General features: G+C 41.2%; 18 protein-coding genes and 1 pseudogene. 10 read left to right on the top strand and 9 right to left on the bottom strand.

The genetic code is table 11. The features are described 5' to 3' along the window. Nucleotides 1-286 precede the first annotated feature (286 nt). Nucleotides 287-427, bottom strand: coding sequence for a hypothetical protein (locus N482_RS24945; protein WP_155730627.1), 141 nt, complete (start codon nt 425-427; stop codon nt 287-289). A 274-nt stretch (nt 428-701) separates the two neighbouring features. Then, nucleotides 702-2006, bottom strand: coding sequence for an anti-phage deoxyguanosine triphosphatase (locus tag N482_RS17175; protein WP_063378199.1), 1305 nt, complete (start codon nt 2004-2006; stop codon nt 702-704). A 260-nt stretch (nt 2007-2266) separates the two neighbouring features. Here N482_RS17175 and N482_RS17170 point away from each other — a divergent pair, with 260 nt between their 5' ends. Continuing rightward, nucleotides 2267-3091 (top strand): glucosaminidase domain-containing protein, encoded by an 825-nt coding sequence (locus N482_RS17170; RefSeq protein ID WP_063378198.1) that lies wholly within the window; start codon nt 2267-2269, stop codon nt 3089-3091. Further along, nucleotides 3081-3725 (top strand): DUF2987 domain-containing protein, encoded by a 645-nt coding sequence (locus tag N482_RS17165; protein ID WP_063378197.1) that lies wholly within the window; start codon nt 3081-3083, stop codon nt 3723-3725. Before N482_RS17170 ends, N482_RS17165 begins: the two co-directional genes overlap by 11 nt. A 70-nt stretch (nt 3726-3795) precedes the next feature. Here N482_RS17165 and N482_RS17160 read toward each other — a convergent pair whose 3' ends face one another. Then, nucleotides 3796-4962, bottom strand: a complete 1167-nt coding sequence (locus N482_RS17160; RefSeq protein WP_063378196.1) for a putative manganese transporter — start codon at nt 4960-4962, stop codon at nt 3796-3798. A gap of 72 nt (nt 4963-5034) precedes the next feature. Then, nucleotides 5035-6663, bottom strand: a complete 1629-nt coding sequence (locus tag N482_RS17155; protein ID WP_063378195.1) for a M28 family metallopeptidase — start codon at nt 6661-6663, stop codon at nt 5035-5037. Nucleotides 6664-6849: 186 nt separating this feature from the next. On the opposite strand from N482_RS17155, the gene N482_RS17150 reads away from it, so the two are divergent. The 3 genes from N482_RS17150 to N482_RS17140 are packed head-to-tail and all read left to right on the top strand — an operon-like array spanning nt 6850 to nt 9647. Next, complete coding sequence (locus tag N482_RS17150) at nt 6850-7692, top strand: DUF3025 domain-containing protein (protein ID WP_063378194.1); 843 nt, start codon at nt 6850-6852, stop codon at nt 7690-7692. Further along, nucleotides 7658-8446 (top strand): ATP-binding cassette domain-containing protein, encoded by a 789-nt coding sequence (locus N482_RS17145; RefSeq protein WP_063378193.1) that lies wholly within the window; start codon nt 7658-7660, stop codon nt 8444-8446. Before N482_RS17150 ends, N482_RS17145 begins: the two co-directional genes overlap by 35 nt. After that, nucleotides 8439-9647: an ABC transporter permease gene (locus tag N482_RS17140; protein WP_063378192.1), complete on the top strand. Its 1209-nt coding sequence runs from the start codon at nt 8439-8441 to the stop codon at nt 9645-9647. Before N482_RS17145 ends, N482_RS17140 begins: the two co-directional genes overlap by 8 nt. Before the next feature lie 8 nt (nt 9648-9655). Here N482_RS17140 and N482_RS17135 read toward each other — a convergent pair whose 3' ends face one another. The 3 genes from N482_RS17135 to tsaA form a co-directional block, all read right to left on the bottom strand. Continuing rightward, entirely contained in the window at nt 9656-10456 is an 801-nt protein-coding gene (locus N482_RS17135) for a UDP-2,3-diacylglucosamine diphosphatase (RefSeq protein ID WP_063378191.1), read from the bottom strand. 150 nt (nt 10457-10606) lie between these two features. After that, nucleotides 10607-12328: a proline--tRNA ligase gene (locus tag N482_RS17130; RefSeq protein WP_063378190.1), complete on the bottom strand. Its 1722-nt coding sequence runs from the start codon at nt 12326-12328 to the stop codon at nt 10607-10609. Between the two features lie 100 nt (nt 12329-12428). Beyond that, nucleotides 12429-13154, bottom strand: a complete 726-nt coding sequence (tsaA, locus tag N482_RS17125) for a tRNA (N6-threonylcarbamoyladenosine(37)-N6)-methyltransferase TrmO (protein WP_063378189.1) — start codon at nt 13152-13154, stop codon at nt 12429-12431. A 178-nt stretch (nt 13155-13332) separates the two neighbouring features. Between tsaA and N482_RS17120 the strand changes: the two genes are divergently transcribed. Next, complete coding sequence (locus N482_RS17120; protein ID WP_155730626.1) at nt 13333-13752, top strand: hypothetical protein; 420 nt, start codon at nt 13333-13335, stop codon at nt 13750-13752. A gap of 100 nt (nt 13753-13852) precedes the next feature. Here the strand turns inward: N482_RS17120 and N482_RS17115 are convergent. Beyond that, nucleotides 13853-14719, bottom strand: a pseudogene (locus N482_RS17115) (IS5 family transposase). Between the two features lie 713 nt (nt 14720-15432). On the opposite strand from N482_RS17115, the gene N482_RS17110 reads away from it, so the two are divergent. From N482_RS17110 to N482_RS17100, 3 genes are read left to right on the top strand one after another with little or no spacing between them, the layout of a single operon-like run. Further along, a complete protein-coding gene (locus N482_RS17110) occupies nt 15433-18393 on the top strand; it encodes a hypothetical protein (RefSeq protein WP_063378187.1) in 2961 nt (986 codons plus the stop codon). Between the two features lie 15 nt (nt 18394-18408). Further along, nucleotides 18409-23379, top strand: a complete 4971-nt coding sequence (locus tag N482_RS17105; RefSeq protein WP_081228035.1) for a DUF637 domain-containing protein — start codon at nt 18409-18411, stop codon at nt 23377-23379. Between the two features lie 41 nt (nt 23380-23420). Continuing rightward, entirely contained in the window at nt 23421-24311 is an 891-nt protein-coding gene (locus tag N482_RS17100; RefSeq protein WP_063378185.1) for an Imm49 family immunity protein, read from the top strand. A 67-nt stretch (nt 24312-24378) separates the two neighbouring features. Here N482_RS17100 and N482_RS17095 read toward each other — a convergent pair whose 3' ends face one another. Continuing rightward, the gene (locus N482_RS17095) at nt 24379-25305 is read right to left on the bottom strand and encodes a formylglycine-generating enzyme family protein (RefSeq protein ID WP_063378184.1); all 927 of its coding nucleotides are present in this window, start codon (nt 25303-25305) and stop codon (nt 24379-24381) included. Between the two features lie 429 nt (nt 25306-25734). Between N482_RS17095 and N482_RS17090 the strand changes: the two genes are divergently transcribed. Further along, the gene (locus N482_RS17090; protein ID WP_063378183.1) at nt 25735-26466 is read left to right on the top strand and encodes an SDR family NAD(P)-dependent oxidoreductase; all 732 of its coding nucleotides are present in this window, start codon (nt 25735-25737) and stop codon (nt 26464-26466) included. The last annotated feature ends 5 nt before the right edge of the window (nt 26467-26471 follow it).

Raw genomic sequence — 26471 nt, 5'->3', positions numbered from 1 at the left:
TGCGGCGCACCTAGCCAGCGCAATAAATTTAAAAAAGCGGGTTGGAGTGATGATTACAGAGCTAGAGTTTTCTTTGGATGATATGTATTCAAAGTATACTCGGGCCCTGCAACCAATGGGGTCCAGTTCTATAATTCAAATTTTGAATGATTATACGCACTATTTTTCTAGCTTTTTCATAAATATTTTCTGAATAATTTTAGGGTGGTAAATAAGCTATTATTATTATAAATATAATATATTTAAGGTCATAGTTATCTTTCTATGACCTTAATACTAATAATATTTATGGCTCACAACGAGCCCAGTTAGTAGTACACTCCCAAGACCAACCACCACCGGCGATTTGCTTTGTTGCCTTGTTATTGAGTAACACTTTGTCGCCCGATAGGTTTTTTAAATTACCTTTCTGTAATTTTATTTTCATGTTAATCCTTTGTTTTTTTGATTCACAATCACTCTAACACTAATTTTCTACATGAAACAAATGAAATTTAAAGTTTGCTTGGTTAAAATTAAAAAATTTATAATCTGCAAGTTTGTTTATTTTTAAATATAAACTAAAAATTATAAAATATACGGTTTTCTTACTTATTAGCACGACTAATAATTGTAAAAACTCTGCTATAAGAGATCTATTCAGCGCTAGCTATATCAAGCAGTGACATATAACCTTACTTATTGTAACGTTCCATAAAACCTCAAACCCGCGTGATACTATTGCCAAACAACCTAGCATGACAACGCCTTGCATATTCATCAGTCATTCCAGATAAGTAGTCTGCAAGTACTCGCATTTTAGCGATATCATCAGCCGCACTGTCATATTGTGATTGCGCGGTATAGGGCAGTAACCGCATTGGGTCGCTGGAAAATGCATCGAACAAGTCAATGAGCATATTTTGGCCGCTAAACTCTATCTGCTGCATGGTTGGCTCGCGGATCAGTCGTTGATATACAAACTGCTTTAACACTTTTAAAATTTCTTCAAACTCTTGGGAAAGTTTAACCGTATTCTTTAGAAGCGGCTCCTCGAAGTCTTCCCCACGCTCCACAAGCGCACAATTGATAATAAAGATGTTGACCAACTCTCCAATAGCATCTTTTCTGAGAGGTTCATCGTCCGAGAATAGTCTGTGCGTAATGCTTGTTAGGTTGGACTCTAACCAAGGGGATTCTATGTTCTTAAATGCGGGCATTGCATAATTATACCAATCTCGTTCCGACAAAGTCCCCGTTGCAATGGCATCTTCTAAATCGTGTACTGCATAGGCGATATCATCAGCATACTCCATAATTGCACTGTCTAAAGATTTATAAATTGTCTTCGACTTATATTCATTGAGGTGGCTGTAAGACATAAACAGCGCTTTATCACTATCACTAAGAGGTGCCAATATCCATTCAAACACATCACTGTCATTGCCATAAACACCCTTAGCAGGTAGCCACTTTTGCGTATAAATAAATCTCTGATTGCGTTCCTCAGACGGGATTTGACGCCAAAGCTGATCGATATAGGCTGGATACTTGATAAACCCTAACAAGGTTCTTCGGGTCAGGTTCATACCATAGCCATTTGAATATGGTTCTAGCTTGGTCACGATACGCAGTGTTTGGGCATTGCCTTCAAAGCCTCCATGGTGGCGCATCAAATAATTGAGCGCAATTTCACCACCATGACCAAAAGGAGGGTGGCCGATATCATGCGCTAGGCAAATGGTTTCAATTAAACTAGCAGAAGGGAAAAAATCAAATTCAGGATTTTGCAATTTCAAATGGCGTAACAGGCCTGTGCCAATTTGAGACACTTCCAGTGAGTGAGTTAATCTTGTCCGGTAAAAGTCATTCACGCCAATACTCATAATCTGAGTTTTTGACTGTAAACGTCTAAAAGCCGCTGCGTGAATTATCCTAGAACGGTCAATTTGCCAAGGTGAGCGGTTATCATTTGGTCTGTTTTTAGTTTGGTTTAGCAGGCGTTCATGCCAGGCTGTTTGCGTCATACCTTTCTCTACAGTTGTCGTTTAACAGTAAGCGTCAGTGCTCATTCTATCTAGTATAGCGAGCTTAATTTGAAATTGTAATTACATGGCATGATTGAAAAAAACATTGAATTTAGCGACAAAGTGGGGGGAATTCGCGTTTAACGACTATTATTGCTATAATCATCGTCCATTTTATGAGATGAACTAAGTACAACGAGTTATTATCTGACAAAGGAAGTTCAGAATCTCGTTTTGTAGGTACTAGTGAGAGGAGAATCATGCGTTCTAACTTGATTAAGTTTTTATTGATTGCCGTTTCCTTATACGCAATTGTTTACCCATTTATTACCGAAATACCCAAACAACCAGAGCCTGAAGTAACTCCAGAAGTGATCATTGAACAGCCAGAAGTGGTTGCGCCTGAAAAACAGTTACATGATTTAGTATTACCTGACTTTGCAGCAATAAGAGATATAGCAACAAAGAAAAAGCGCTTTTTCGACTTTATTAAACCCCATGTTGAGGCCGAAAACAAAGTAATATTACAGCAGCGCGCCAGTATAGAAATTGCGTTGATGATGTTGCAGTTTGACGAAAGCCTGACAGATGTGCAAAGCGAAAGAGTGTTAAAAATCTTTGAACTGTATAATGTAGATCAAAAAGAGATCACCAAAGAAAGCTTAAAATTAGCACTTGATAAAGTAGACATTATTCCTAAAGAGCTAGCTTTAATGCAGGCTGCCAATGAGTCTGCGTGGGGAACCTCTAGGTTTGCTCGCATTGGCTTAAACTTTTTTGGACAGTGGTGCTATAGAGCGGGTTGCGGCATGATCCCTAAGCGTCGTGCTGATGAAGCCGCACATGAAGTGGCTGCATTTAAGTCGGTGAGAGCATCAGTGACGTCATATTTTAGAAATATTAATACGCATGATGCGTATCGAGAGCTAAGAAATGTCAGAGCACAGCTTAGAGCCGAGAAAATAGAAATCACAGCAACTGAGCTTACACCAGGTTTAATGTCTTACTCCGAACGTGGCGAAGATTACATTGAGGAACTCAATGATATGATAAGACATAACAAGGCTTATTTTGATGAAGAATAAAATACTCTCGTTATTGCTTGTGGCAATGAGCTGTAGTGTTGCCGCTGAAGAGTTTGTGGCGTCTTATGAAGGCTTTTACGACCGATTAAAGGTAGTTGAAAAAGGTGACTTTGAATTTGCAAGAGTAAACTTCTACTTGGTAGAAGGCGAGAATAAGCAACCTTGTGAAATCGCTGATGGTAAAATTGTCACAGAGCAATCAACGCAGCCTCTACAATATACGCAACACGCGCAGCTGATGTTACCAGTTAACGAAAAACTAGATAAAGACAAAGCGGTTGTTGTGGTGACGCCTAAATCTGCTCAGTATTGCGAAATCAAAATTCAAATAGAGTCTGCTCACTTTACCAATCAAGAGTTGACCAAGCGAAAAATTTATCAGCTACATCATGAATTTGAATCACTGTTAAGTGACTTGTCAGGTGTATTTGTCGGGAAGCTATTATCTTTTATGTTACCTGAGCAAAAAGGCGTTACGCTGGAATTTGCAAGTAATGTCGATTTATCTGCGGAGCATGTTTATTGTGATAAAAACAGATGTCGTTTTGAAGTGCCAAATAGCTGGGAAAACGACGATGAGAAGTTTAATGTATTAACTAAATTAGTTAGTGCAAAGCCCTGGATAGCTAAATAAATCTTGCTAGAAATCAATTAAAAAGCGACCTCAGGTCGCTTTTTAATGCGTTACACTGTGCTTTGGTATGCTAAGGTAAGTTCCAGTAATATATACCATAACCCACGAACATGGCTGGTATGGCAGAATATACTGTAGCGAGTAGTGCCGCTTTTGGTGCTAAGGCAATGGCTGGAAATAAAGCATCACCATCATTGGCAACTGCGTTGGCGGCAAGCGCACTAAACGGCAATACCCCCTGAATATACAAGCTCGTTACCACGATTTGCGGACCACAACCCGGTAGTAACCCAATCATAATCGCAATTAATGGCGCGTATATTGCGTATTCGGTAAACCACGCTGCCAGATCTAGACCAAATAAGGCGACTGACAATTCATAGAGCATGAAACTAGCAACAACCCATGCCGTAACAAAGTGTGTGTCTTGTAGGATTTTAGCAAGACGTGAAGGGGGTTTAACCTCTTCTTCTTCAGCGGTTATCTGCTTATAAGTTTGACCTTTTGACGACAGCGCCCAAATGACTACGGCAAAAATAGCCATCGCAGCACCAAGTAGCTCAACTGGCTTTTCAAACTCGCCCAAGTCGAGGTTAAACGCCATTAACAGAGAAATTGCAAGGCAAGGAAAAAGTAAAACTTTCCAAACTGGTTCACTCATCCTTACTGCGAATGTCGGCGGCTCGCAGTCCTGAACCTCTTTATTATTTTGCTCAGGTCTACAATAGTCAGATTTGTGGAGTAAATTAACAACCAAGCCACTGAGAATTCCAACCCCGATACCGAGTAAAATAATCGTCATACCTTCGAGAGGCTTCTTTGCGAGTAACAAGAATGCCGCATCGCCCATTGTTGCAGTAAGCACTGCGACAACAGAGGCAAAACTAGCTTGCCCTTTGGTAAACTGGGTAACAACTATGATTGCGCCGCCACAGCCTGGTAGGGCACCTAAAACAGCGGCCATAGCCACTTCTAATGTGGGTGATTTCTTACTGAGGTAGCTCAGCTCCAATTGCGGTAATTTTTCTACAAGAAAATAGTAGATAGCTAAGGTGCCAGCCACAAATACACTGACTTGGAAAAACGCATCTGCGAGTGTACCCAATGCTATATCTCGAACGGGTCCATAAAAAAGTGCAGCAATTAGAAGTACAGGCAGTATTAAGCGCTTGTTAGCGATTAACATTGCAAATTGAGACGCCGCCTTGAGCGGATACGAGCGAGAGTAAGAGAGCATAAAGTGCAACCGGTAACCTAATAACAGTTGCACTTTAGAGTTAAATTAAATGAAAATCAATATCATTTATATTTATTTTCTTTGGAACTCTGAGGTTTTGCTCCAAGTAGGCCATGCTTCATCTTGCGAGATTAGATAACCCGCCTTGAAAAATAGCTGAAGATCCTGAACTGCGCCACTTAAATCCCACTCTTTTCTATAGCGATCACATGGTTGGTGATAACAGCCACGCAGTACTAAACTCATGCGCTTTCGATACGTAGCTGTGGCATCATCATAAGGTTCATGACCGCCACCTGCGTACATCGCTGGGATCCCCATGTTTGCAAATGCAAAGTGATCTGAGCGATAGTAAATACCAGCAGATGGGTTTGATTCGTTAGAAATAGTACGGTTTTGCTCGTCAGCAACTTCTTTTAATACACCGTCTAATGAAGATTTACCAAGACCAACTACGCTGATGTCTTTTACTTTACCTAACAAGTTCAGTGCATCTAAGTTGATGTTCGCAACAGTTTGATTGGCAGGAATAACGGGGGTCTCTGCATAAAACTTTGAACCAAGTAAGCCTTGTTCTTCAGCGGTAACTGCTAAGAAAGTAATAGAACGCTCTGGGCGTTGAGGTAATTTTGCAAACGCTTCAGCAACTTCGATGATACCGCCGGTACCCGTTGCGTTATCGTGTGCACCATTATAGATTTTATCGCCTTTGCGATTAGGATCCATACCTAGGTGATCCCAGTGTGCAGAGTAGATAATGTGCTCATCTGACTTTTTCGTGCCAGGTAAGGTCGCTATGAAGTTGTAAGATACAGACTTCTTGATAGTGCTTTTTACATCAACAGAGGCTGTTAAGTTGCCCATGTCAACGTGGTAAGCGCCTTCAGATGCTTTCTTTTTTGCTTCTTCAAAATTAAGGCCCGCGTCGGCGAATAGCTCTTTGGCTACATCGACACTGATCCAACCTTCAACAGCAACGCGATCCATGTTGTTGTTTTCTTTTTGGAAACCAAACTGTTCACCACTCCAAGAGTTTTCAACCACTTCCCAAGGGTATGATGCAGGTGCAGTTTCGTGAATGATGATAGCACCAGCGGCACCTTGGCGGCTCGCTTCTTCATACTTGTATGTCCAACGACCGTAGTAGGTCATTGTATTACCGTTAAATACCGCAGGATCTTTGGTCGCATAACCAGGATCGTTCACAAGCATAACTACCGTTTTGCCTTTAACGTCCAAGCCTTCGTAGTCGTTCCAACCATATTCAGGTGCATTAACACCGTAGCCAACAAAGACCAATTCTGAATTGTTCAGAGATTGCTCTGGGCTAATACGGCTAGTGCCCATAACCATTCCTTTTTTGTAGGGATAGCTGCGCTCGCCAATTTTCAGCGTCATGTTTGGATCCGCTTCAATCGATACCAATGGTACCTCTTGTAAAAAGCTATTGCCGTTACCTGGTTCATAACCTAACGCTTTAAAATGTTTTGTTAGATAGGCAAGCGTAAGTTCTTCACCTTTGCTTGAAGGGGCACGGCCTTCAAACTCATCAGAGGCAAGTGTTTTGATGTGCTCACCTAGCTGCTGGGCATTGATACTATTGTAAGCGTTGGAAATATCTTCAGGCGTGTTGCTTTTTGTCGTCGCACAACCGGCTAAAATAGCAAGCGACAAAGCACTTAGAGTTAATTTTAGTTTCATGACCTTTCTTTTATTTTGCTTTTACTTCTCACCTAAGTAATACCACAAAAGCAAGATTAATTCGACTTAAGCCGATATAGTGCAGAAGTTGCTGTAAAAAAGCACTGACGTTATTTAACTTTTGCGCAGCGGGTGGATCGAGTAAAATAGGGTGCAATAAAGTCAGAGTATTAGTTCGTATTACGCATGAAAAAGTTTACTGCTCCAGAAAATTGGCACAGTCAGTTATTTAGTCAGGCCCCTTTCGCTCATTTACAAGCACTGCTTAATTTACAAGCATTTACTTCATGGCCGAGCTTTGATTGGCTGAACGCTCAGTTGTCACACAATAACAGTGAAGGCAAAAATGTTGTATTTACACCCAATGTGTTGTTAGAAAATGAAACGCGCTACTACGAAGAAGTTATCGCCCAGACAGGGCAGGTGCCTACCCGTGAAGAGAACTGGCATGATTTTTTCGGCGCGATGATTTGGTGTTTGTTTCCAAAAACTAAGACCTTATTAAATCTACTGCACATCGACGAGATAAAACAACATGGCTTGAAACAGCGCAGTCGCAAGCGCAATGCTTTAACCTTATTTGATGAATGCGGTTTGATACTCGCTATCCCTGACATTAAGTGGCGAGAAAAATTACGTGAACACCAATGGACCGAAGTATTTTACGAGCACCGTAATCTTTGGCATAACGAATTGAGACCTTTTGTATTTGGTCATGCAAACTATGAAATGCTTACTAATCCCTTTATCGGTTTGACTGGCAAATTGTTATGCATTGTTGTTGAAGAGTCATTTTATGATCTGCCGCTGGCGGCACAGTATAGCTACTTGGACAACCATTTAGTTGAAATGATACAAGAACACAGTGTGCTGGATGACAATAAACAGATGTCACCTTTGCCGTTGTTAGGGATCCCTAATTGGCATTTTGATAACCAAAACGAGGCCTTTTACACAAATCAGGACTATTTCAGGCCAAAAAGAAGGAGTGCAAATGATCGTGGTAAACGGGCTGAAAAAACGCTTTAAGCTTACTAAGGAAGCTACCTCGAGTAATGTAAATCAAGATCCTCGCCAACGAGATGGGTACTTTAACTCAGTGGAAGAGGTTACGTTCAAATGTGAAAGCAATGAAGTACTTGGCTTGCTTGGTCCAAATGGTGCGGGGAAAACAACTACGTTGCGAATGCTCTCCACCGCGCTGACACCTGATGCGGGGAGCATTCACATTGCAGGTCACGATATCGTTAAATCACCATTAGCTGGTAGAAAGGCCATTGGATTTTTATCAGGTACAACAGGTTTGTACGGACGTTTAACTGCCAAAGAAAATGTTGAGTACTTTGCAAAGCTTCATGGTTTAAAAGGACGAGCGCTGAAGTCACGATGTGAATATCTATTTGCAACATTAGATATGGAAAACTTTTTGGACAAGCGAGCAGAGCACTTGTCTACAGGGATGAAACAAAAAACCAATATTGCGCGTGCTGTCGTTCATGAACCAGAGGTGGTGATTTTAGATGAGCCCACAACGGGTCTAGATATCATGACAAAACAAGCTATTATCCAATTCATTCGAGAGCTCAAAGCCAAGAAAACACCTGTGGTGTTTTCAACACATCACTTAGATGAAATTGCAATGTTGTGTGACCGGATATGTTTGATTGACCAAGGGGTGAGCTGTTTTGATGGCAGTGTTGATGAGTTTAAAGCCGCTGGTCAAAGTACTGAACTGAATGATGCTTTTTTGAATATCATAAAGCAAGGACGAGCCAATGTTTGAGGTGTTTCTAAAAGAAGTAAAAGAACTACTGCGCGATAGAAAAACCCTGTTTTTTGTTATCGCGCTCCCCATCGTTATATTTCCGGTTCTATTTGCTTTATTGGCTTTTTTAGCTTCCAAAACAACCTTAGAAGCAGAGCAAAAAGTACATACCTATTATATTGCGAATGCAAAACTCGCCCCTGTATTTGAAGAGCGTATGTTCTATCACAAAAGCTTTAAACCACATGAAGGGAAAGAGCGTTTTGAATCTGTAGAGGCGCTGAAGGAGGCGGTACGAGCCGGTAAAATCGATGTTGGTGTGATCATTCCAAATCAATTTAACTATAAGCAGCCCTTACCAGAGCAGTTTAAATGGCAAGTCGTGTTTAATGATGCCCAGTCCATCAATTTTGTTTATAAACGTCTCGAAAAGCTAATTCAAAAATTTGCTGCAGAAATTCGCTCAGTGTCATTAGAGAATCTGGGTGTCCCTAAAGAACAACATACGGCGCTGCTTAATCCAATTTCAGTGAGTAAAGTGGATACTGCCGACAAGCGTGAAAATTATGGAGAAAAGCTTGGGGCATTTATTCCATATTTATTGATCCCATTGGTGCTGATGGGTGCGAGTTACCCCGCGATAGATTTAGGCGCTGGTGAAAAAGAGCGTGGCACACTTGAGACACTATTGTTAACGCCTGTAACCCGCACACAACTGGTACTCGGTAAGTTTATTACGGTTTTAGCAAGCTCTATTGCGTGTGCCTTAGTGACGGTATCCAGCCTTGCTGTTTGGATCAGCATTGCCAGTGGAGTAGGGGTGTTAGACAGTCTTAAAGAGGCGTTTTCCAGTGTCAGTATATGGGACTATTTGCTTATTTTTACACTGTTGCTGCCAGTCGCGGTAATGCTGTCTTCATTGGTACTGGCCATCTCAATTTATGCTCGCACATTTAAAGAAGCACAAAACTATATGGGACCGTTAAGTATGCTAGTGTTTGTGCCCATAGTGGTGTCTTTGATGCCTAATATGTCTTTAACCAGCTTTACAGCGTGGATCCCAATAACAAATGTATCTTTGGCCATCAAAGAAATTGTAAAAGGCACCGTAGATTACGGCGCCGTAGCAATGATCTTCGTTGCGTCTGCTCTATTGGCTGGCGCGTTGCTTGGTTGCTGTGTTCGTTGGTTTAGCCGTGAAACTGTGCTTTTTAGATAACGTCTGGATTATGCGGCCTTTGCGTCGCGTAACCCTTGTTTTTCTATTTCAACCACATTTAACACTTTTTGTACGTCTGACCAATGTAGAAGCTCAATTCTGCCTTGCTCGTTTTCTACTAAGGCGGTGCAGTTTTCAATCCAGTCGCCATCATTGCAGTATACGATTCCATCCGTTACGTTGATCCTTGGCTGGTGGATGTGTCCGCAAATAATCCCGTCCATCCCTTGCTTTTTAGCTTCATGAACAGCAGCTTGCTCAAATGCTGCGATTGCTGCGCGGGCTTTATGTACGCGATTTTTTAGCCATGATGCCAAAGACCAATAGTGACCGCCGTATAATTTACGGACTCGATTCGTCCAGCGGTTCAAAAACAACAAAAAGTCATACGCTTGATCGCCAATGATTTTAATAAGCTTGTTGTATCGCGTCGCTGAATCAAAATCATCGCCATGGAGTAGCAAAAAACGTTTACCAGCAGATGTTGTATGCACAAAGGTGTGGTGAACTTCGACATTAAACAAGGTCATATCAACATAGTTTCTGAACGTTTCGTCATGATTACCAGGAATATAGATAACACGCGTCCCGGATTCCGCTTTCTTTTGAATACACTCAAGCACTTGGTAATGACTTGGGTGCCAATAGAATTGCCTTTTCAGAGACCATAAATCAACAATGTCACCGACAAGGTACAAAGTATCGCAGCGGGTACAGTTTAAAAAGTCGAGTAAGAAGTCGGCTTTACAATCTTTATAGCCAAGGTGTACGTCTGAAATCCATATACTGGGGTAATAGGTTTGCTCCATTGTGTGTACTCTCAAGCGTAATAATGTCTACGTTAAAGGCACTAGATGACAAACTCTTATCAGTATTGAGACGCTATGATGACATTTTCAACAAATAGGAGAATAGGCATAAAAAAACGCGCCATAGGCGCGCTTTTAAAAGACACTGTATTAAGCCATTAGTTTAGTGATTTCAGCAACTGCTGAATCTATGTCTAACATGACTTTTTCACCAGTGCGGCGGTTTTTAAGCTCAACTTGATTGTTGTCAAGGTTGCGCTCACCAATGACAAGCGTGAAAGGAACACCTACAAGCTCCATGTCGTTAAACATAACACCTGGGCGCTCTTTACGATCATCGAACAACACATCTAAACCTGCTGCTTTTAAATCAGCATAGAACTGTTCAGCAATATCTGGAATACGGTGAGATTTGTGCATATTCATAGGAACGATGGCAATATCAAATGGTGCTAGTGCCTGTGGCCACTTAATACCAAATTTGTCATGGTTTTGCTCAATGGCTGCTGCCACTATACGAGATACACCAATACCGTAACAACCCATAGTCATTACTTGGTTCTTACCGCTTTCGCCCAACACGCCAGCATTCATTGCTTCCGAATACTTGCTGCCTAGCTGGAAGATATGGCCAACTTCAATACCGCGTTTGATCTGAAGCGTACCTTGGCCACAAGGGCTAGAGTCGCCTTCTACCACGTTGCGAATGTCGGCAACGGTGTAGTTATTTGCATCGCGGTCCCAGTTAATACCGCTGTAATGTACGCCATCTTTGTTGGCGCCAGCTACAAAGTCAGACATAACGGCTGCACTGTGATCAACAATGACTGGCATATCAAGGCCTACAGGGCCTAGTGAACCAGACTTCGCGCCAATTGCTGCAACAATGTCTTCTTCTTTGGCCATTTCAAGTGGTGCACCAACAAGTTTAAGCTTTTCAGCTTTAAGCTCGTTTAATTCATGGTCGCCACGTACGATAAGTGCAACTAGACCACGCTCACCTTCTTCATTTTCTGGACCGTAAACGATAAGTGTCTTAACACCTTTATGTGCTTTAACACCGTGCTGCTGTGCAAGCTCTGCAATGGACTTGGCATTTGGTGTTTCAAATGTGTTTAAGTCTTTGCTTGGTCCTGCACGTTCAGTAGTTGGGGCAATTGCCTCTGCTTTTTCGATGTTTGCAGCGTAATCACTTTCAGTACTGAATGCGATTGCATCTTCACCTGACTCAGCAAGTACGTGGAACTCGTGTGACACACTGCCACCAATAGAACCTGTGTCTGCGATAACAGGACGGTAATCCAAACCAAGACGCTCAAAGATATTACAGTATGCTTGATGCATGACTTGATAAGTTTTCTCAAGGCACGCGTCGTCTAGGTGGAACGAGTAAGCATCTTTCATGGTAAATTCACGCGCACGCATTACACCAAAGCGCGGACGCACTTCATCACGAACTTTGGTTTGTACTTGATAAAGTGTAAGAGGCAGTTGTTTGTAGCTGCTTACTTCTTTGCGTACAAAATCAGTAATGACTTCTTCGTGTGTCGGACCAAGAGCAAACGGACGGTTGTGGCGATCGGTAATTCTAAGTAGTTCTGGGCCGAACTGTTCCCAACGGCCTGATTCTTCCCATAGATCTGCTGGCTGAATCACAGGCATCAACATTTCGATTGCGCCAGCTTTTTCCATTTCCTCGCGTACAATAGTTTCTACTTTACGAAGTACTTTTAAACCTGACGGCAACCAAGTGTATAAACCTGAAGCGAGTTTGCGGATCATGCCCGCACGTAGCATTAGCTGGTGGCTTACCACCTCGGCATCAGAAGGCGTCTCTTTAAGAGTCGCTAAAATATATTGACTGGTACGCATGCTTGTTCCGTTCAATGTTGTGTGTTTTTAATTAGGCACGTAGTTTAACAGTGCCTAAGGTGCTAAAAAAGAGTTATTTTCAGCTGTGTTGATATTTAATCTACTGCTTTGTCTGTTGTTTGCTGGTTTCGAGAGTGACCTCAATAACGTGGTTGTGCTGCTCTTCAACCTGCCAACGAATATTGAATTCATATAAGCTCATACCATAACTTTGCGTTTGTTGTTTTTTCTTTTTATAAGCTGGTCTTGGGTCTTGTTTTAAGACGTTGCTAATAAAGCCTTTTAACTCTGGATACTGAGACTGCTTTTTAATAAAGTTAGCTGCCTGTTCGCTAAACGAGACTGTCATTTCTGTTTCGGGGCGCGTGTCTGCGAACCCTGCTGAGGCACCTTTTAAAGCATCTGAGTAGGGGAGGTAAGGTTTGATATCGACAATAGGGGTGCCATCTAACAAGTCAATGCCAGATAGTAATAGCGCCAATTGACCATTTTTGTACTCAACGCCTTCTAATTTGACCGCACTCATACCAATGCCGTTTGGCCTAAAGGTGGCGCGTGTTGCGAAAACGCCCTTGCGTTCATTGCCGCCCAACCTTGGTGGACGCACAAGTGCTGAGTAACCTTTGTCAGCCGTTTCGTGAAATCTAAACAATAGCCATAGATGTGTAAACTCTTCGATGCCGCGTACAAACTCTTCACGATTAAATTCATCACAAAAAACAAGTTTTGCAGTGGCCTCTGGGACTAATCTAGGTTGTCTAGGGATGGCAAACTTTTGTTTGTATGGAGACTCGATATGACCAATAGCTTTAACTTCAAATTGCACGGTAGTGGGCTCTAAAGATGAAAAACTGCATTGTATCGCTTTGTATTGGGCGCAACAAATTTAAATGACATAGATCACTATGTAATAGGCTGTAATGTACAAGGATGAAATTACACGCATAATTATCCCAAAAAATAAAACGGATAAAGCGATGTTTTTTGCGCGATTTGGGAATCAAATGTTAACGAGTGATGAAATGGAACTGATTGGAGACCGAGCGCTTGGCTTCAAAAACAGTATTGCTAACTCAAAAAAGCAACGGTCTTTAAAATCGAATTTAAATAAACCTAATAAATGCAATGATGAAATTGCCCAGTTTATGGAAATTGTTATTCGTGTGTGTAAAAAGCATGTGTGTAAAGCAAGCCCGATCCGAAGTGCCTTAATCCTCCAACTACAAAGGCAAAGAACTGCACTGATGTATACTTTTACTGGGGTACAAGAGGGCACCGTCAGCCCATATAAACTAGACACTTTTTTACATGAGCATACAGAGTCCATTGCCGCGCAGTTGTTACCGGAGTCACTATCAACCGCCAGTGATCTTAAAAAACTGGTAAGGACAGTGTTATTTCAAGTCGCGAGAGAATGTGTGTAGCAATAAGCCTTGTTGATAAATAACCTGTACTAGTGTGATTACCAAGGGAAACTGACGGTATAATTCAAATAACCACTTACTGTCTGTCTTGTAATTTTTACTAATATTCCTGATATTCAGGCATACCTAGCCCGTTCATCGTATTGATCACTTTGGCTTTAATCATCACTTCCATGTGTTGGCTGTTGAAGATGCGACTTTTTAACTTGTCACCAGTAAGCTGTTTAAAACGATAAATGCCCGTTTCAGCCAGTGAACGTTCATGATAACCAGATTTCTCCTTCCATTGTTTTAAACCAAGTAGATGCATTAATATTGTGGCACTGTTTCGCGGATGACCTTTCTCCCAATATTGGGCGTTTTCCCTTGGGGGGATCCGTGCCACGGCACCTTTAGCCGCAATTTCATCATAGCAACCCCGTGTATCATAAGCCCCGTCACGTGTCACTCGGTCAACATTTCGTCGTAATGGTCGCAGTAAATTACCTAGCACTTCACCATCAGATACGTTCACCGTTGATAACTCTGCACTGACAATATGGTGGCTCCCTGCATCTATGGCTAAGTGTAACTTACGCCAAGTTCGACGCCAGTTGGCTCGGTGTTTTCGGGTATGCCATTCGCCATTACCATAAACTTTTAGGCCAGTACTATCGACAACAATATCAATAAATCCCTGTGTTGTTGGCTTGGTTCGATATTAAACATCAAGTTCCTTTCCTCGCTTACACAAGCAGCTATAACCGGGTGAGTGTATAGGCGCATTCATTAAATTGAGGAGTGAATTAACGAAACCTTCAAGTGCTCGAAGAGGCAAATTAAAAACAGAGCGAAGTGTCAGACAAGTTTCAATTGCTAAGTCAGAATATTTATTTGAACGGCCACGCCCACCATGTTTTTCTGTGGTTTGCCAATGTTAAATAGCGTCGTTATTGAGCGAAATAGTAATATTGCCACGCTGTATCAATGCCCGATTATAGGCAAACTAGTTCTTAATTTTCTTTGTCATGGAGGCTAAGGTTGCGTTATGTTTTTTGATCTGAACACGCAAAAGGTCAGAAGTTCAATTATTTATGAAACAAGGCCGTAGCAATATCCAAAATTCATGGTTTGTAAATATTTTTATCTCCACTTGCGTTTAAAGTTAGTTATTTTTGAGTGTTTTGATTTTAACTTTTTAAACTTAGTTTGTTTATATTTCTTAATACTTGAGGTTTTATTTTTTGCAAAGGTGGAAATTACATTTTCAATATTTTAAAATAGAAAACTTGATGTTAGGTAAGTTAAAGCTTTAATTTATCAAAAAGAGAAAAATTATAAAATAGAACGGGCTCATATAATTCCAAACAAATTAATGTGTTAAGTAATGGGTTTTGCCATATTAACTTACACTCTAATTGCAAATGCATTAAGCTACTTGTGCTTTTTTTTGGATGGGTCCTTTCGATGTATTAATTAAATCACTTTATTATAGAGCGCTTAAAAAATTGAGCACTTCAGTTTTTATTTTTGGGCTTAATACAATTTGAAAATCTAGCTCTTCGCATGATTTTAGTTACTTACCATAAGCATCAGTAGGGGTAGCTAGTTTTTATTAGCTACTTAAAAAGTACAAAAAATAGCGTAGAAATCGATGAAACTAATAAAATCTGCTCTACTAACTTTGCTGTTTAGTCCGATTTGGTTTGTGTCAGCCTCGACAATCACACCGAAAGATACTCAATCCAGCATACGTTTTTATCCAGGGATCAAGATAAGTTAATTATCACCTCTCCAAACTCTAACGGCATTTCATACAACCGTTTTTCTACTTTCTCTACTGATCGACCGTTATCAATACTAGATCCAACTAGTTTAGGTAACGACGATTCAGATACTCAATTAAAAACCGTTATAATTCATGCTGATACATTAGCCTTGGCAGATAGCGTATCTTTCCTTTCAGGCGCGATTTCAACGAATATCGTTTTTATTGTGGATGGGGTGAATGGGAGTATTTCTTGTAATGGTTGTTCATTTTCTGGATTTCCAAGAATCACTTTTGCCGCTGCGAAAAGTACTACGACCCTTTCAAGTAATATGACTCAGCTCACCCATCTGACGAATACAGCATTGGGCTCCTTAAATATACATAATTTAAGTGCTCCGGATGCAGTATCCGTCGAGTTTCATGCTCAAACTATTGCAACCTCAGGTTATATACATTCCCTGTTCAAAGCCTCAAAACAAGGGGAAAAACACGTGATTAGTTCATCGGGTTTGGTAGGGGTAAATGGCGGATTTAGCTTTTTTGCTGGCCCTTTAACAATGAACTATGGTGACCATGAAGTGGTGGACGCTGATGAGACTACGTCATCTGTAAACACCTTCTATGGGAATATACATGGTGCAGGAATCTCTATCGTGAGTGCACGGCCAGTTACAATAGGTTCAGGCTCTTTGCTTTCAACGCAATCTAGTATCGTGGCATCCAATTATATTGACGATAACTTTTTTGTACCAACTGGCAACATAGATATCGTTACGATAAGCAAAAAAGCGGGCTACGGCACCGTGAAAAATGCGGGTAGAGTATTTTCTGATACGGGTGTGAATATGTTGGGAAGCGACATACACAATACTGGTGCTGTCGTAGGCCATAATTTACAAGTTGTCGCAAACAATTTATTCAACAACACTGGCTCAATAGAAGCTACGAGAAAATTGGAATTATCATCAAAGTTGATTGATAACCGTGGTGCGCTTTATGCTCATACGTTGAATGCGCAATCGGATGACGCTTTATTTAATCACCTTGGAGGCCGAATTCTAGGTAATGCGGTGTCGCTGGAAACCAGTTATTTTATCAATGGTTCACGCCAAGAGACTGCGCCCAGCATAACTAAAAAATCCAACTTAGAGTTTGATGATGATTTAAATGCGAGTGCGAATTACGGTATATTTAATAGCAATGCTTTTAATGCTCCAAGCGTTAAAGCTACGGAGTTGTCTGCTCATATAAACGCAACGATTCTGTCTATTTCGGCTAAACAAGTTGAAAATATTAACCCTTATTATAAGGCCAGAAAAAATGAGGAAATTTGGGATGGTTATGTCCACCTTGATTACGCCTCTTCCAGAAGGGTGAGTATTACGGGGCAAAATTCGCTCAATGTGCTTGCCACAGAATATGTTCTCAATAGCAGTGCTATTTTTGGTTTAGATAACCCTGGTGAGTTTGTTATTAATACACCTCACTTTCAAAACGAAAGATATAGAATCAACACGACGGGCTACATTTTTGCCCGTAAATTGCAAACAAGCGCAGAAGAAGACCACTCTGCACATGTCGTTCCAACCATTAATACCAGTGTAGATGCAACTTCTCCCATGGCGGTATTGTATAGTTTTGGCAAGTTTGACCTTTCACCTTTGTCGCAAAATAAGTCGACTAAATTAAACAATCATATGAGCTTTATGCAAATTCACGGCCGTTCAGATTTTTATAATGCGAGTTTTTCATCAGCAGCTGTGATGATTACCGATACGGTCGGCGCAGGCCTAACACCCGAATGTTTTATACGCCACTGTTCACTTGAAAGTTTTCTCGATAACTATACGCAAACTACGTTCACATCATTTTTGGATAATGTATATGGCTTGAGCTCTAAAATTGCTGCAACCACAGAGATCGCTGTACAAGCTCATCTTACTGAAAGTGTTAATGCATTCAAAGACAAGTTTATTCAGGAGCAAAAAGATGCATTTGTTAAGGCTGGCAATGCGCTGACCTCAGAACGTTGGGGGAATATGATTGAGTTTAAAGTACGTACTGAAAAAATTGACCTTGCAGACTACCTCGTAATTACAGTTTACAAATGTCAAATTCATGAAGAAGCAAATCCAGGTAATGACCCAATTTATGACAAGTTCTGCTTACCAAAAGATTATCAATGGTCCGTTCAAAGTATTGCAGAAAATGTAGCTGAAAATGAGAACATCCCGGGTACTGATTTAACGTATGTACAACTGGTTGATCTAATAGAAATCTACCTTGGAAACTTTGCAGCAGCTGGCAAAATGGAACAGCGTATTGGTAGTGACACTCGTGAAGTAGATGGTTACTGGGGACATGCTCTGGCTTCTGTACCATACGAAATATCTACAAACAGCTCTACAGGAAATATAGACATCACGTTGCGCTACTATAAACGATTCTATGTCGATCGTGGAATGTCTCAGATACATCAACATATTATTGGCCATAGCCCTAATGAATTAAAAACTAAAACGATGACTTTTAGCTCGTTCAGAACAACTAAACCCAAAACTCCTACGGCATATAACATTAGCTACGATGATAAGACTGGTGTCGTTGGTCTAAGGTGGAGTGATGTAATACTGCCAGGGGGGAATTTCCAGTTAGACACTAGCCTATCAGCTCATACTGTTTCTATAACCTCGACGAGTCGTAATTATACTAAAAAGCAAAACGGACAGGTTAATTTCCGTGTAAGGGCATGCTCTGCGTTTGGCAGCGAAACGCTCTGCGGTAATTACAGTGCATTGAAGACCAAGACCATCACTTATGTAGGTAATGGCGGTGGTGATACTGATCCTCCTCCTCCGCCTCCATGTTGGGATTGCGAAGATGACAAATAAGTTAGAGGGCTAAGAATGAATACATCAATGGAAACAATAAAGCGCTCTAGCTGGCACAAAGTTACGAGTTACGCTTTGACATTTTTTATGATGTTGCAGCTTACGTTACCAAGTATAGCGGCAGCACAAACTAGTGCAGTAAACGCGCAAATTAACCAAGAGCTGACTACTGAGCAGTTATTTGCGCGCTCTGTAATTAGCGCTTATTTATATGAGCGTTCAAAATATATCGCTAAACCACCCAGTGAATATACGAATCAAACGATAGAGGAGTTTCACACTCGCCTTAAAGATGGGTATACACACAGACTACCTGGTGAAATCGCAACAGATTGGATCCCCGTAAGTGGTGAAATTACTGTGTTTGTGCCAAAGGAGCGAGTGATTTATCCGCTTCATAAACAAGTGGGTGATGACTTTGTTCAGCGCAAGCTGATCGGTAATCAGATAAAAAGGTTGCTTGGCAGAACGTACTATAAAAATGCGTTTAGATCTGAACAGCAACAGATCAATCAGCTTTATGCAAACGCATTAAAGGCGGCGATTCAACCCAATTTCTCCTATGTGTTTGGTGATACTCTTCCAGAGGGGATCGCTGATACTCTGAAGCTTGACTTTATTTGGCCTGAAACTCGCAATATTGGTGGCGAGTATGTTTTGGTACCCGTCGTTCATTTACAAAGTAGCGTTGTCGACAGTCAAAGTATTGATGGTTCTCATACTGTCGAGTTTATAAGTTCCAATGCTTCTTTCAAGTCAGCAAATATTACTAACACGGACCTTAAACTTCAAAGAGATACTGTATTTAGCACGATTCATGACTTAGTGATTGGTGACAAAGCTAGCATAACAATTGACAACTCTGATGTGAGTATCTATGCCGGTGTGAGCTACATAGACGATGGCATGGGAGGCGTAAAAGGTGTTGCCACTGGAACGTTATATAACTATGGCCAAATTAACTCTGCACGAAATGTTAATATTGTAGCTGGCAATTACGAGCAAAAAACATTAGTTCATCGATTTAAAAATGCACATGGATATAGAGATTATTTAGGTAATGTTACATCAATCAATGCTAAGCAAGGCATCTCTATTAAAACATTCGATGACCTGAACTTGATTGGCGCTAAACTGTCCGCAGGCGGCAGTATAACCTTAGATGCTCAAGGCAATATTAATATCGGTAGCGTGCCGTTAAGCTACAGTAGTGCATTTAAAGTTGGCCAGTACGATACGAAAGAAGAAGGTATCAGCTACTTTCAATCTGTACTTACAGCTGGTGACTCAATCAAATTACTCGCGGAAGGTAAATTAAGCATATCTGGCGCCCAACTATTAGCAGACAGTGGCATGCTCGAACTGATAGCTGGCAACGGCGTATCAATAGTCAACGATGTTGATCGCGACTCGTACTATGCTAACGATAGCTATGGCAGCTCGACCGATGAAATCAATGAACTAACTGAAATAGCGGTGACTGCGGCGCTTGACGCTGGTAAAGGTGTCATCATCCGTACCACGCTTGGTGATATTGAGCTTCAAGGTGTAGATATTAGCAGTCAAGATGGTGCCAAAATCACCGCTGAAGAAGGAAAAGTTAAGCTGTTGTTGGCGCGCGATAACTATAAGTACTATCGTCATTCTAAAAAAGAAAATCTATTTAGAATAAAAACTCGTACGGAGCAAGAGCAAAGAGAGCGTCCAATCTACAACACGATTACTGGTGGTGTTGAAATTAATGCATCTCAGGGTATCGAACTTGCGTTAGCAAAAATTGATGGTCAGCCAGATCCCACTTTAGCAGAACTTAAACAAGAGTTTAGTAAACACACGGGTCTAGCATGGATGACTCAGTTGGCTGAGAATTCATCGCTACGCTGCCCGCCAGTTCCTGATTTGTCACTTGACTTTGGCTACTTATCTGATGGTAGTTATAACTTACACAAAGAATTGCAGCTTAAACATAAGGAATGCGTTGATGCGTCTTCTGTAGATATTGTTTTTGAGGCATTGAAAGACTACCACAATGTAGATACTACGCGTTCATTGTCGCCAGCAGCAATGGCGATTATTGCGATAGCTGTATCATTTGCGATGGGACCCGGCGGGTTTGAGCTAGTAGGTTCGGCGAATGCAACACTCAGTGCAACTACAGTAGGTAAAGCAATTACAGCAGCCGTTGGACAACAAGCGTTTTCGGCGGGAGTGATTGCCATTTCAACGCAAGCTGCAACCAGCCTTGCAAGTGGCCGTGGGCTTGATGGTACCGTAAAAGACTTGCTGTCTTCAGACACAATTAAAAATGTTGCCACGTCAATGGTTACGGCGGGATTGGCTGACAAATATCTGCCTGGTGTTTCTGAAGCAATTACCAAAACCTTTGGTATACCAGCGATGCTTACCGATGCCATTTTACACACCACGATGAGTGCTTCGGTAAGAACTGCGATTAACGGCGGTAGCTTCTCTGATTTGGACGAGCAAATTATTTCGGGCCTTAAGTCATATGCAGCGCAGCAACTTGGTCAGGCAATTGTTTCTAAGATTGACGATACGTGGAAAGTCTTTAGTGACTCCAATACAGAAGTCGCCATGAACTACGTTGCTCATGCTTTTTCTGGCTGTCTGATCGGTGTACTTAACCATCAAACAAACACGCCTCAAAATGATGAAGCTGAAAAATCTTGTGTTATAAATGCTGGTGCTAGTGTAGTTGGGCGATACATAGGTGTAACTAAAGCTAAAGCCGAAGGTTCCCTAGCAGATTTCAAAGAGTTTTCCGGCAAATATAAAGATGATGTACTGCGTGAGATTGATGCCTCTGGGCTTGACCCAGCATTGATGGCGGACATATATAATGATGTTGCACGAGGGCCTGCACAGGGATTCTTAAACAAGCACAGCACAGATGAGTTAACACGATTATATACTGCATTAACTGTGTTCTTGGCTGGAGGAAGTGCTGATGTCATCAATATGGCTTCAAATACAGCAAGCGACCAAGTGAAAGCTGTAATCAACTATAAATTTTCAGAGTATCTGATTCGTGAAGTTCAGTTAGTTATGACGGCAAGGAAATTTGGAAGTCGACTAGAAGACAAATACGGAACAGGCTTATCGGTCAACGATCGATCTTTGGAATCTTTAAAAAGGCTTGCTTCCAAAGAGAACAATGGTTCAGAAGGCTTTGTTGACGCGGTGCACGCGGAAGATATGAAAGCAGAAATCATTCAGTCTCTAAAAGATGAAAATTTCACCGATGAGCAAATTGCTGAAATTGATCAGATTGTAGATTTTGACGAAATTTCACAAGCTATAGAAACTGCTACGCATCGTTTATCCACGCTAGGTGGCCAATTTGAGTGCCCCGTTGAAATACGATGTACCAAGTATATGATGAGAGCATTTGGAATTCAGAATAAATTTGATGAAGCAAGTGTTTTTGACCGTCGAGCGATAGGGCAAAACTTACAAGGTGATGTAACTGAAACTCAAAGATTAGTTGCACAGGTTACAGAGATACTGCAGCCAATAGGTCAACCAATTGACGAACTCGCCACGGGCGTTGTAGCAAAATATGGAGATGAAATAGAGCAAGCTAAAGGTGTAATAATTGCAATTGATATTTTAAAAGCTCCAGTACTATCGGTGATCAATTTGATATATCAAAAGACACCTTTAGCGCAGAGAATCAACCAATCAATTGCTGACGCCCATACTCAAGCTGTTGCATATGCGGCTAAAGGTAGCGATACGTTAACACCTGACGATGTTTCACGCACATATTCAGGTCTACTGATTGCTAAAGACATCGCAGTGAGTGTTGCGGCAGTACCTAAAACTGTTAGAGAGCTTAACTTAAGTAAAGCCATGTTCCAGAATGAAGGAATGGTGGTTTTAAAAGAGACGCCTAGACCTTGTGGAGCAGGGCGAAGCTCGGCATCTCAGTACCAAGCTTATGGTGATAGCGATTTATACTCAGAAGCGTCGACATATTCAAATGAGATAGACCCTTATCAAGTGACTGGTTACTCGGCATATACACCGATGTCGAGTAACTGTACTGCTAAGCTCACGAATGTTGAGACGCCAGCAGGCACATTTGTTCGATTTGATAAGGAAAATAAAGAAGCTTCTTGGGAAGAGTTTTTAAAACTAAACCCCAACACGAGGTTAACACAGGGGGATTTTTACGACTATGCATTTACGCAGGAAAAAGTATTTAATACGGATACAAAGCTTTTTAACGCAGTTATTGATGGCAAGCCAGCGATTAAGAGTAAACCAATTGAATCGAAAACGTTTGCCGCTCATGGCTTAAATGTAAACGATAAATCTGCAACAGATAGGGATGGTACAACCTATACTTATCAAGAAGTTAACGATGCAAAAGTCAGAATTGAGTCACGTAAAGAGGAGCTTCAAGCACAATACCCCGGTACCTACAGAGATTTACCAGAATATAAATCTTTGATATCTGAAGGTGGAAAGTACAGCGAGCGTGGCGGTACAATTGCCGGTAAAGCTGCGGTTGAGAATATTGCCTTCCAAAAAGGAGGTACTGTCAAAAGTATTTTAAAAGAATACCCAGACGGTACACTTAACAGTAACTTTGATGATATTGTTGAGATTAATGTAAATGGTAGAATCACCTATGCTGTTATCGAAAACAAAGGCGGCAGCGCGACATTAGGGACTCGCTTAACAGGTACTGGAGAGCGCGCACAACAGGGAACAGCGGAGTATCATTATAGTCTGTTAAATAGTATGGAAACTAAGCTGAAACGAATGGAAGACGATCCAAGGAGATTTTCAGACCCAGAGTTTAACAATGCTTATGAGTCTATTTCGGATATGTATGAGACAATTAAACATCAGCCTGTAGAGTTTTATCATGTTTCGCAAACATACGATTCTCACGGGAACCCCGCGCAAATTATAGTGTCTCGCTACCCTGACATTGCAGCGAAGAAAAAGAGTTAAGTATAACAATTAGGGGCTGAGGCCCCTTTTAAGGTTTATATATGACAAATATAAAGATTTACCCTAGAGATTATGCTGATTTAAGTATTTATGAAAATGTTTTCCAAATGGTTTTGAGGGATAGGCAAAGGTACATTGGGAGGGCCCTTAGTCAATTGAGTGAACTTGGTGCCTATGCGACCTTGGATAGTATAGCGAGCTCTGTAAATGTTATCGCATTAACTAATTATCAGCATTTTAGATTCTTTAATAATAATGAACAACTACTACTACTTATCTCTAATTTAAGGCTTTTGTGTGATATTTATAGGAATGCACAAGCTGGTCGTAATTTGCCCAGTGGTGATACGTTGAATGTGCGTGTTTTTGAAACGGATATCCAGCTTACTGGACGACCTGTATCAAACTGGATAGATAGGAATGAGCTCTGCGACCAACTATCACTGGCTATAATAATGCGTGATCAAGCATGTATTAACACACTGTTTAGTTACACCACTGACAGCGTTGCAGAGATCTATAAGGATAGTTATTCAAGGGGAGCTCAGGAGGCATATCTGGAATACGTTTATACAGCAATGGATGAAGAAATAGATCATCAAGCCATACATAATAAAAATATGCCGATTATGGATGAGCTATTGGAAGGAGACTATCGCTTTCAGTTGAGTTTATGGCGGGCATTGGGTCAGTTAAATCAGGATAAAGATTTAGATGCATTTGAACAGGCGGTGATTGAGTCTTTTCAGGCCCAAAGCCATATCCAAAAAAATGACCGAGAATTAAAAGACCACATGCTCCCAGTTATGCTACTGGCTCCTGTATGTATAGCACATGATAAATATGGCTATGTACCACAACATCAAAATGATTACTTACCGAAGTGGCTACTGTCTGGTAAGTTTGAAAAAGGGATTGCAGAAGCAAAATAAGGTTTGCGTGTCTTTACCAATAAAAAACGCTGCTTTTGCAGCGTTTTTTATTGCAACTAATTGCTCTCTAATTCATCTTCAAATAATGCGCTCGGTCTGCGAGTCTGAGCACGAGTCGTCCACTACAGCGAGAATCAGTAGCACCACAGCGAATACGGCTGGTGGAGCGGTTAAAATTCCAGCTGTAATCATGCCAGCCACCTCTTAAGATCCCATCTAAACCGTCATCCTTTCCTCCTAAGATAAGAGGGTAAGCTTGCGGCGGCATCCTGTAATGGGGTATGTCATCGAGCACCCATTCGGCTTGGTTGCCGATCATGCCTAGCAATCCAAATGCGTTGCAAGGTGATTGTTCTGATTCTGCATATGTGCGGTAGCCTTGTGCAATACCTGCAAAACGGTCTTTGAATGAAAATTGTGGATCAGGTTCATCACCCCAATAAAAGAGCGTGTTAGATCCTGCTCTGCAAGCGTATTCCCACTCCATATCTGAGGGAAGAGATAACTTGAGTCTATATGCCCATGACTGAATGTCATGGCGCGCAACAGCATCGATGGGATGATCTGCGCCATATTCTTTGTGAAGCGTGACGCCATTGTGTTTTATCCACACCGACTCGGTAATAGCAAAGCGTGACATGAGCATTGGTGGGATCACAATTGAGACTCTTTCTGGTTCCCCATTGGTATCCAATGTCTCTAGCGGATAGTACTCAATTAAATCCATTGAATAATACGTTTTAACGTATTCGAATTGTTGGTGGTTTAAACCCGGCTTAAATGCTTGACTGCCTGGTAACAAGTGAAAAATCATACCTGTAACTAGGTGCTTGAATACACCAATGTTGTACTGATGTGCACCACATTGAAATGATTCTAGACCTACAAATTCAAAGTCTTGTTCTAGTTTGTATTCTGCGATAAAGGCATTTATGGCCTCAAGCTGCTGTGCTTTTGAAGACTGAGCCCAGAGCGTTAATTCGTTTAAAATCATTTTTCAAATTGCATTGCTAAGAGATATGGCCAGTTTAAATGGACTTTAGAAGCATGAAAAGGGGCATGTCAGAATTTTAAACGCTTTGCTGAACTAAGCACAAAATTGTTAAGGCGCGTGTTTTAGTACATTAAAGCGATAGTTTTACCGCCAGTGATTACCCTTGAGCATGCATTTGGTGTAATTAATAGGCTGTTACTCGAACGTTTGCGAAAGCGATTTATCATTTACTTCAAACCTTAAGTTAATCAAGCTTTAGGAACCTTTATTTTCAACATTAATATATTTTAATCACCTACATTTTGAATGTAGGATGATATGTCATATTTGACCGGTGCATATTTTAATGAGGAACCTGATTTAACGTTGCTCTATTTTGTGTTTTTATACGTGTTAAGAATAATATAGAAAACTAAATACATAATAATAATGAGTAAAAAAGCAATCATCATTGGAGCTACATCAGGCATTGGACGCGCTTTGGCGATCCATATGGACAAGTGCGGTTATGAACTAGGGCTAACAGGCCGACGAAAAGCGCTGTTGGTAAGCCTACAAAACGAATTAACTCTGCCTAGCCACATTGCTCAAATGGATGTTTCCCAGTCGCATGATGCAGTATTTGAATTTGAGTCGTTGCTTACAAAAATGCGAGGTGTCGATCTCGTCATCATTAATTCGGGTACGGGGAGCACTGATGCAAGCTTTCCACTGCAAGGGGAGCTGCATACGGTAGCTGTCAATGTTGAGGGGTTTACTGCGCTTGCCAATAGTGCATTTCATTTTTTTGCAAAACAAAACTCCGGCCATATAGTTGCAACCTCATCAATAATGGCGCTCAGAGGTGGCCCATGCGCTTCTTACAACGCGTCAAAGGCGTATATTGCCGCCTACATGGAGGGCTTATCTTGCAGAGCTGCGAAAGATGGCGCAAATATATCTTTCACAGAACTGAGACCAGGCTTTGTAGACACTGAAATGGCGAAAGGGGACGGGGTATTTTGGCTGGCAAGTGTAGAAAAAGCAGCGCAGCAAATTTTTGTGGCAATCAAAAAGAAAAAGCGAATCGCGTATATCACTAAACGTTGGTGGCTCATTTCGCTAATTTTGAAGTACGCGCCGTTTAGAGTGTATCTAAGACTGATTGGGTGTAAGAAATAAAATAA

Source organism: Pseudoalteromonas luteoviolacea NCIMB 1942 (genome assembly GCF_001625595.1).
GTDB lineage: Bacteria > Pseudomonadota > Gammaproteobacteria > Enterobacterales > Alteromonadaceae > Pseudoalteromonas > Pseudoalteromonas luteoviolacea_A.
This window is presented reverse-complemented; position numbering and strand designations above follow the sequence as displayed.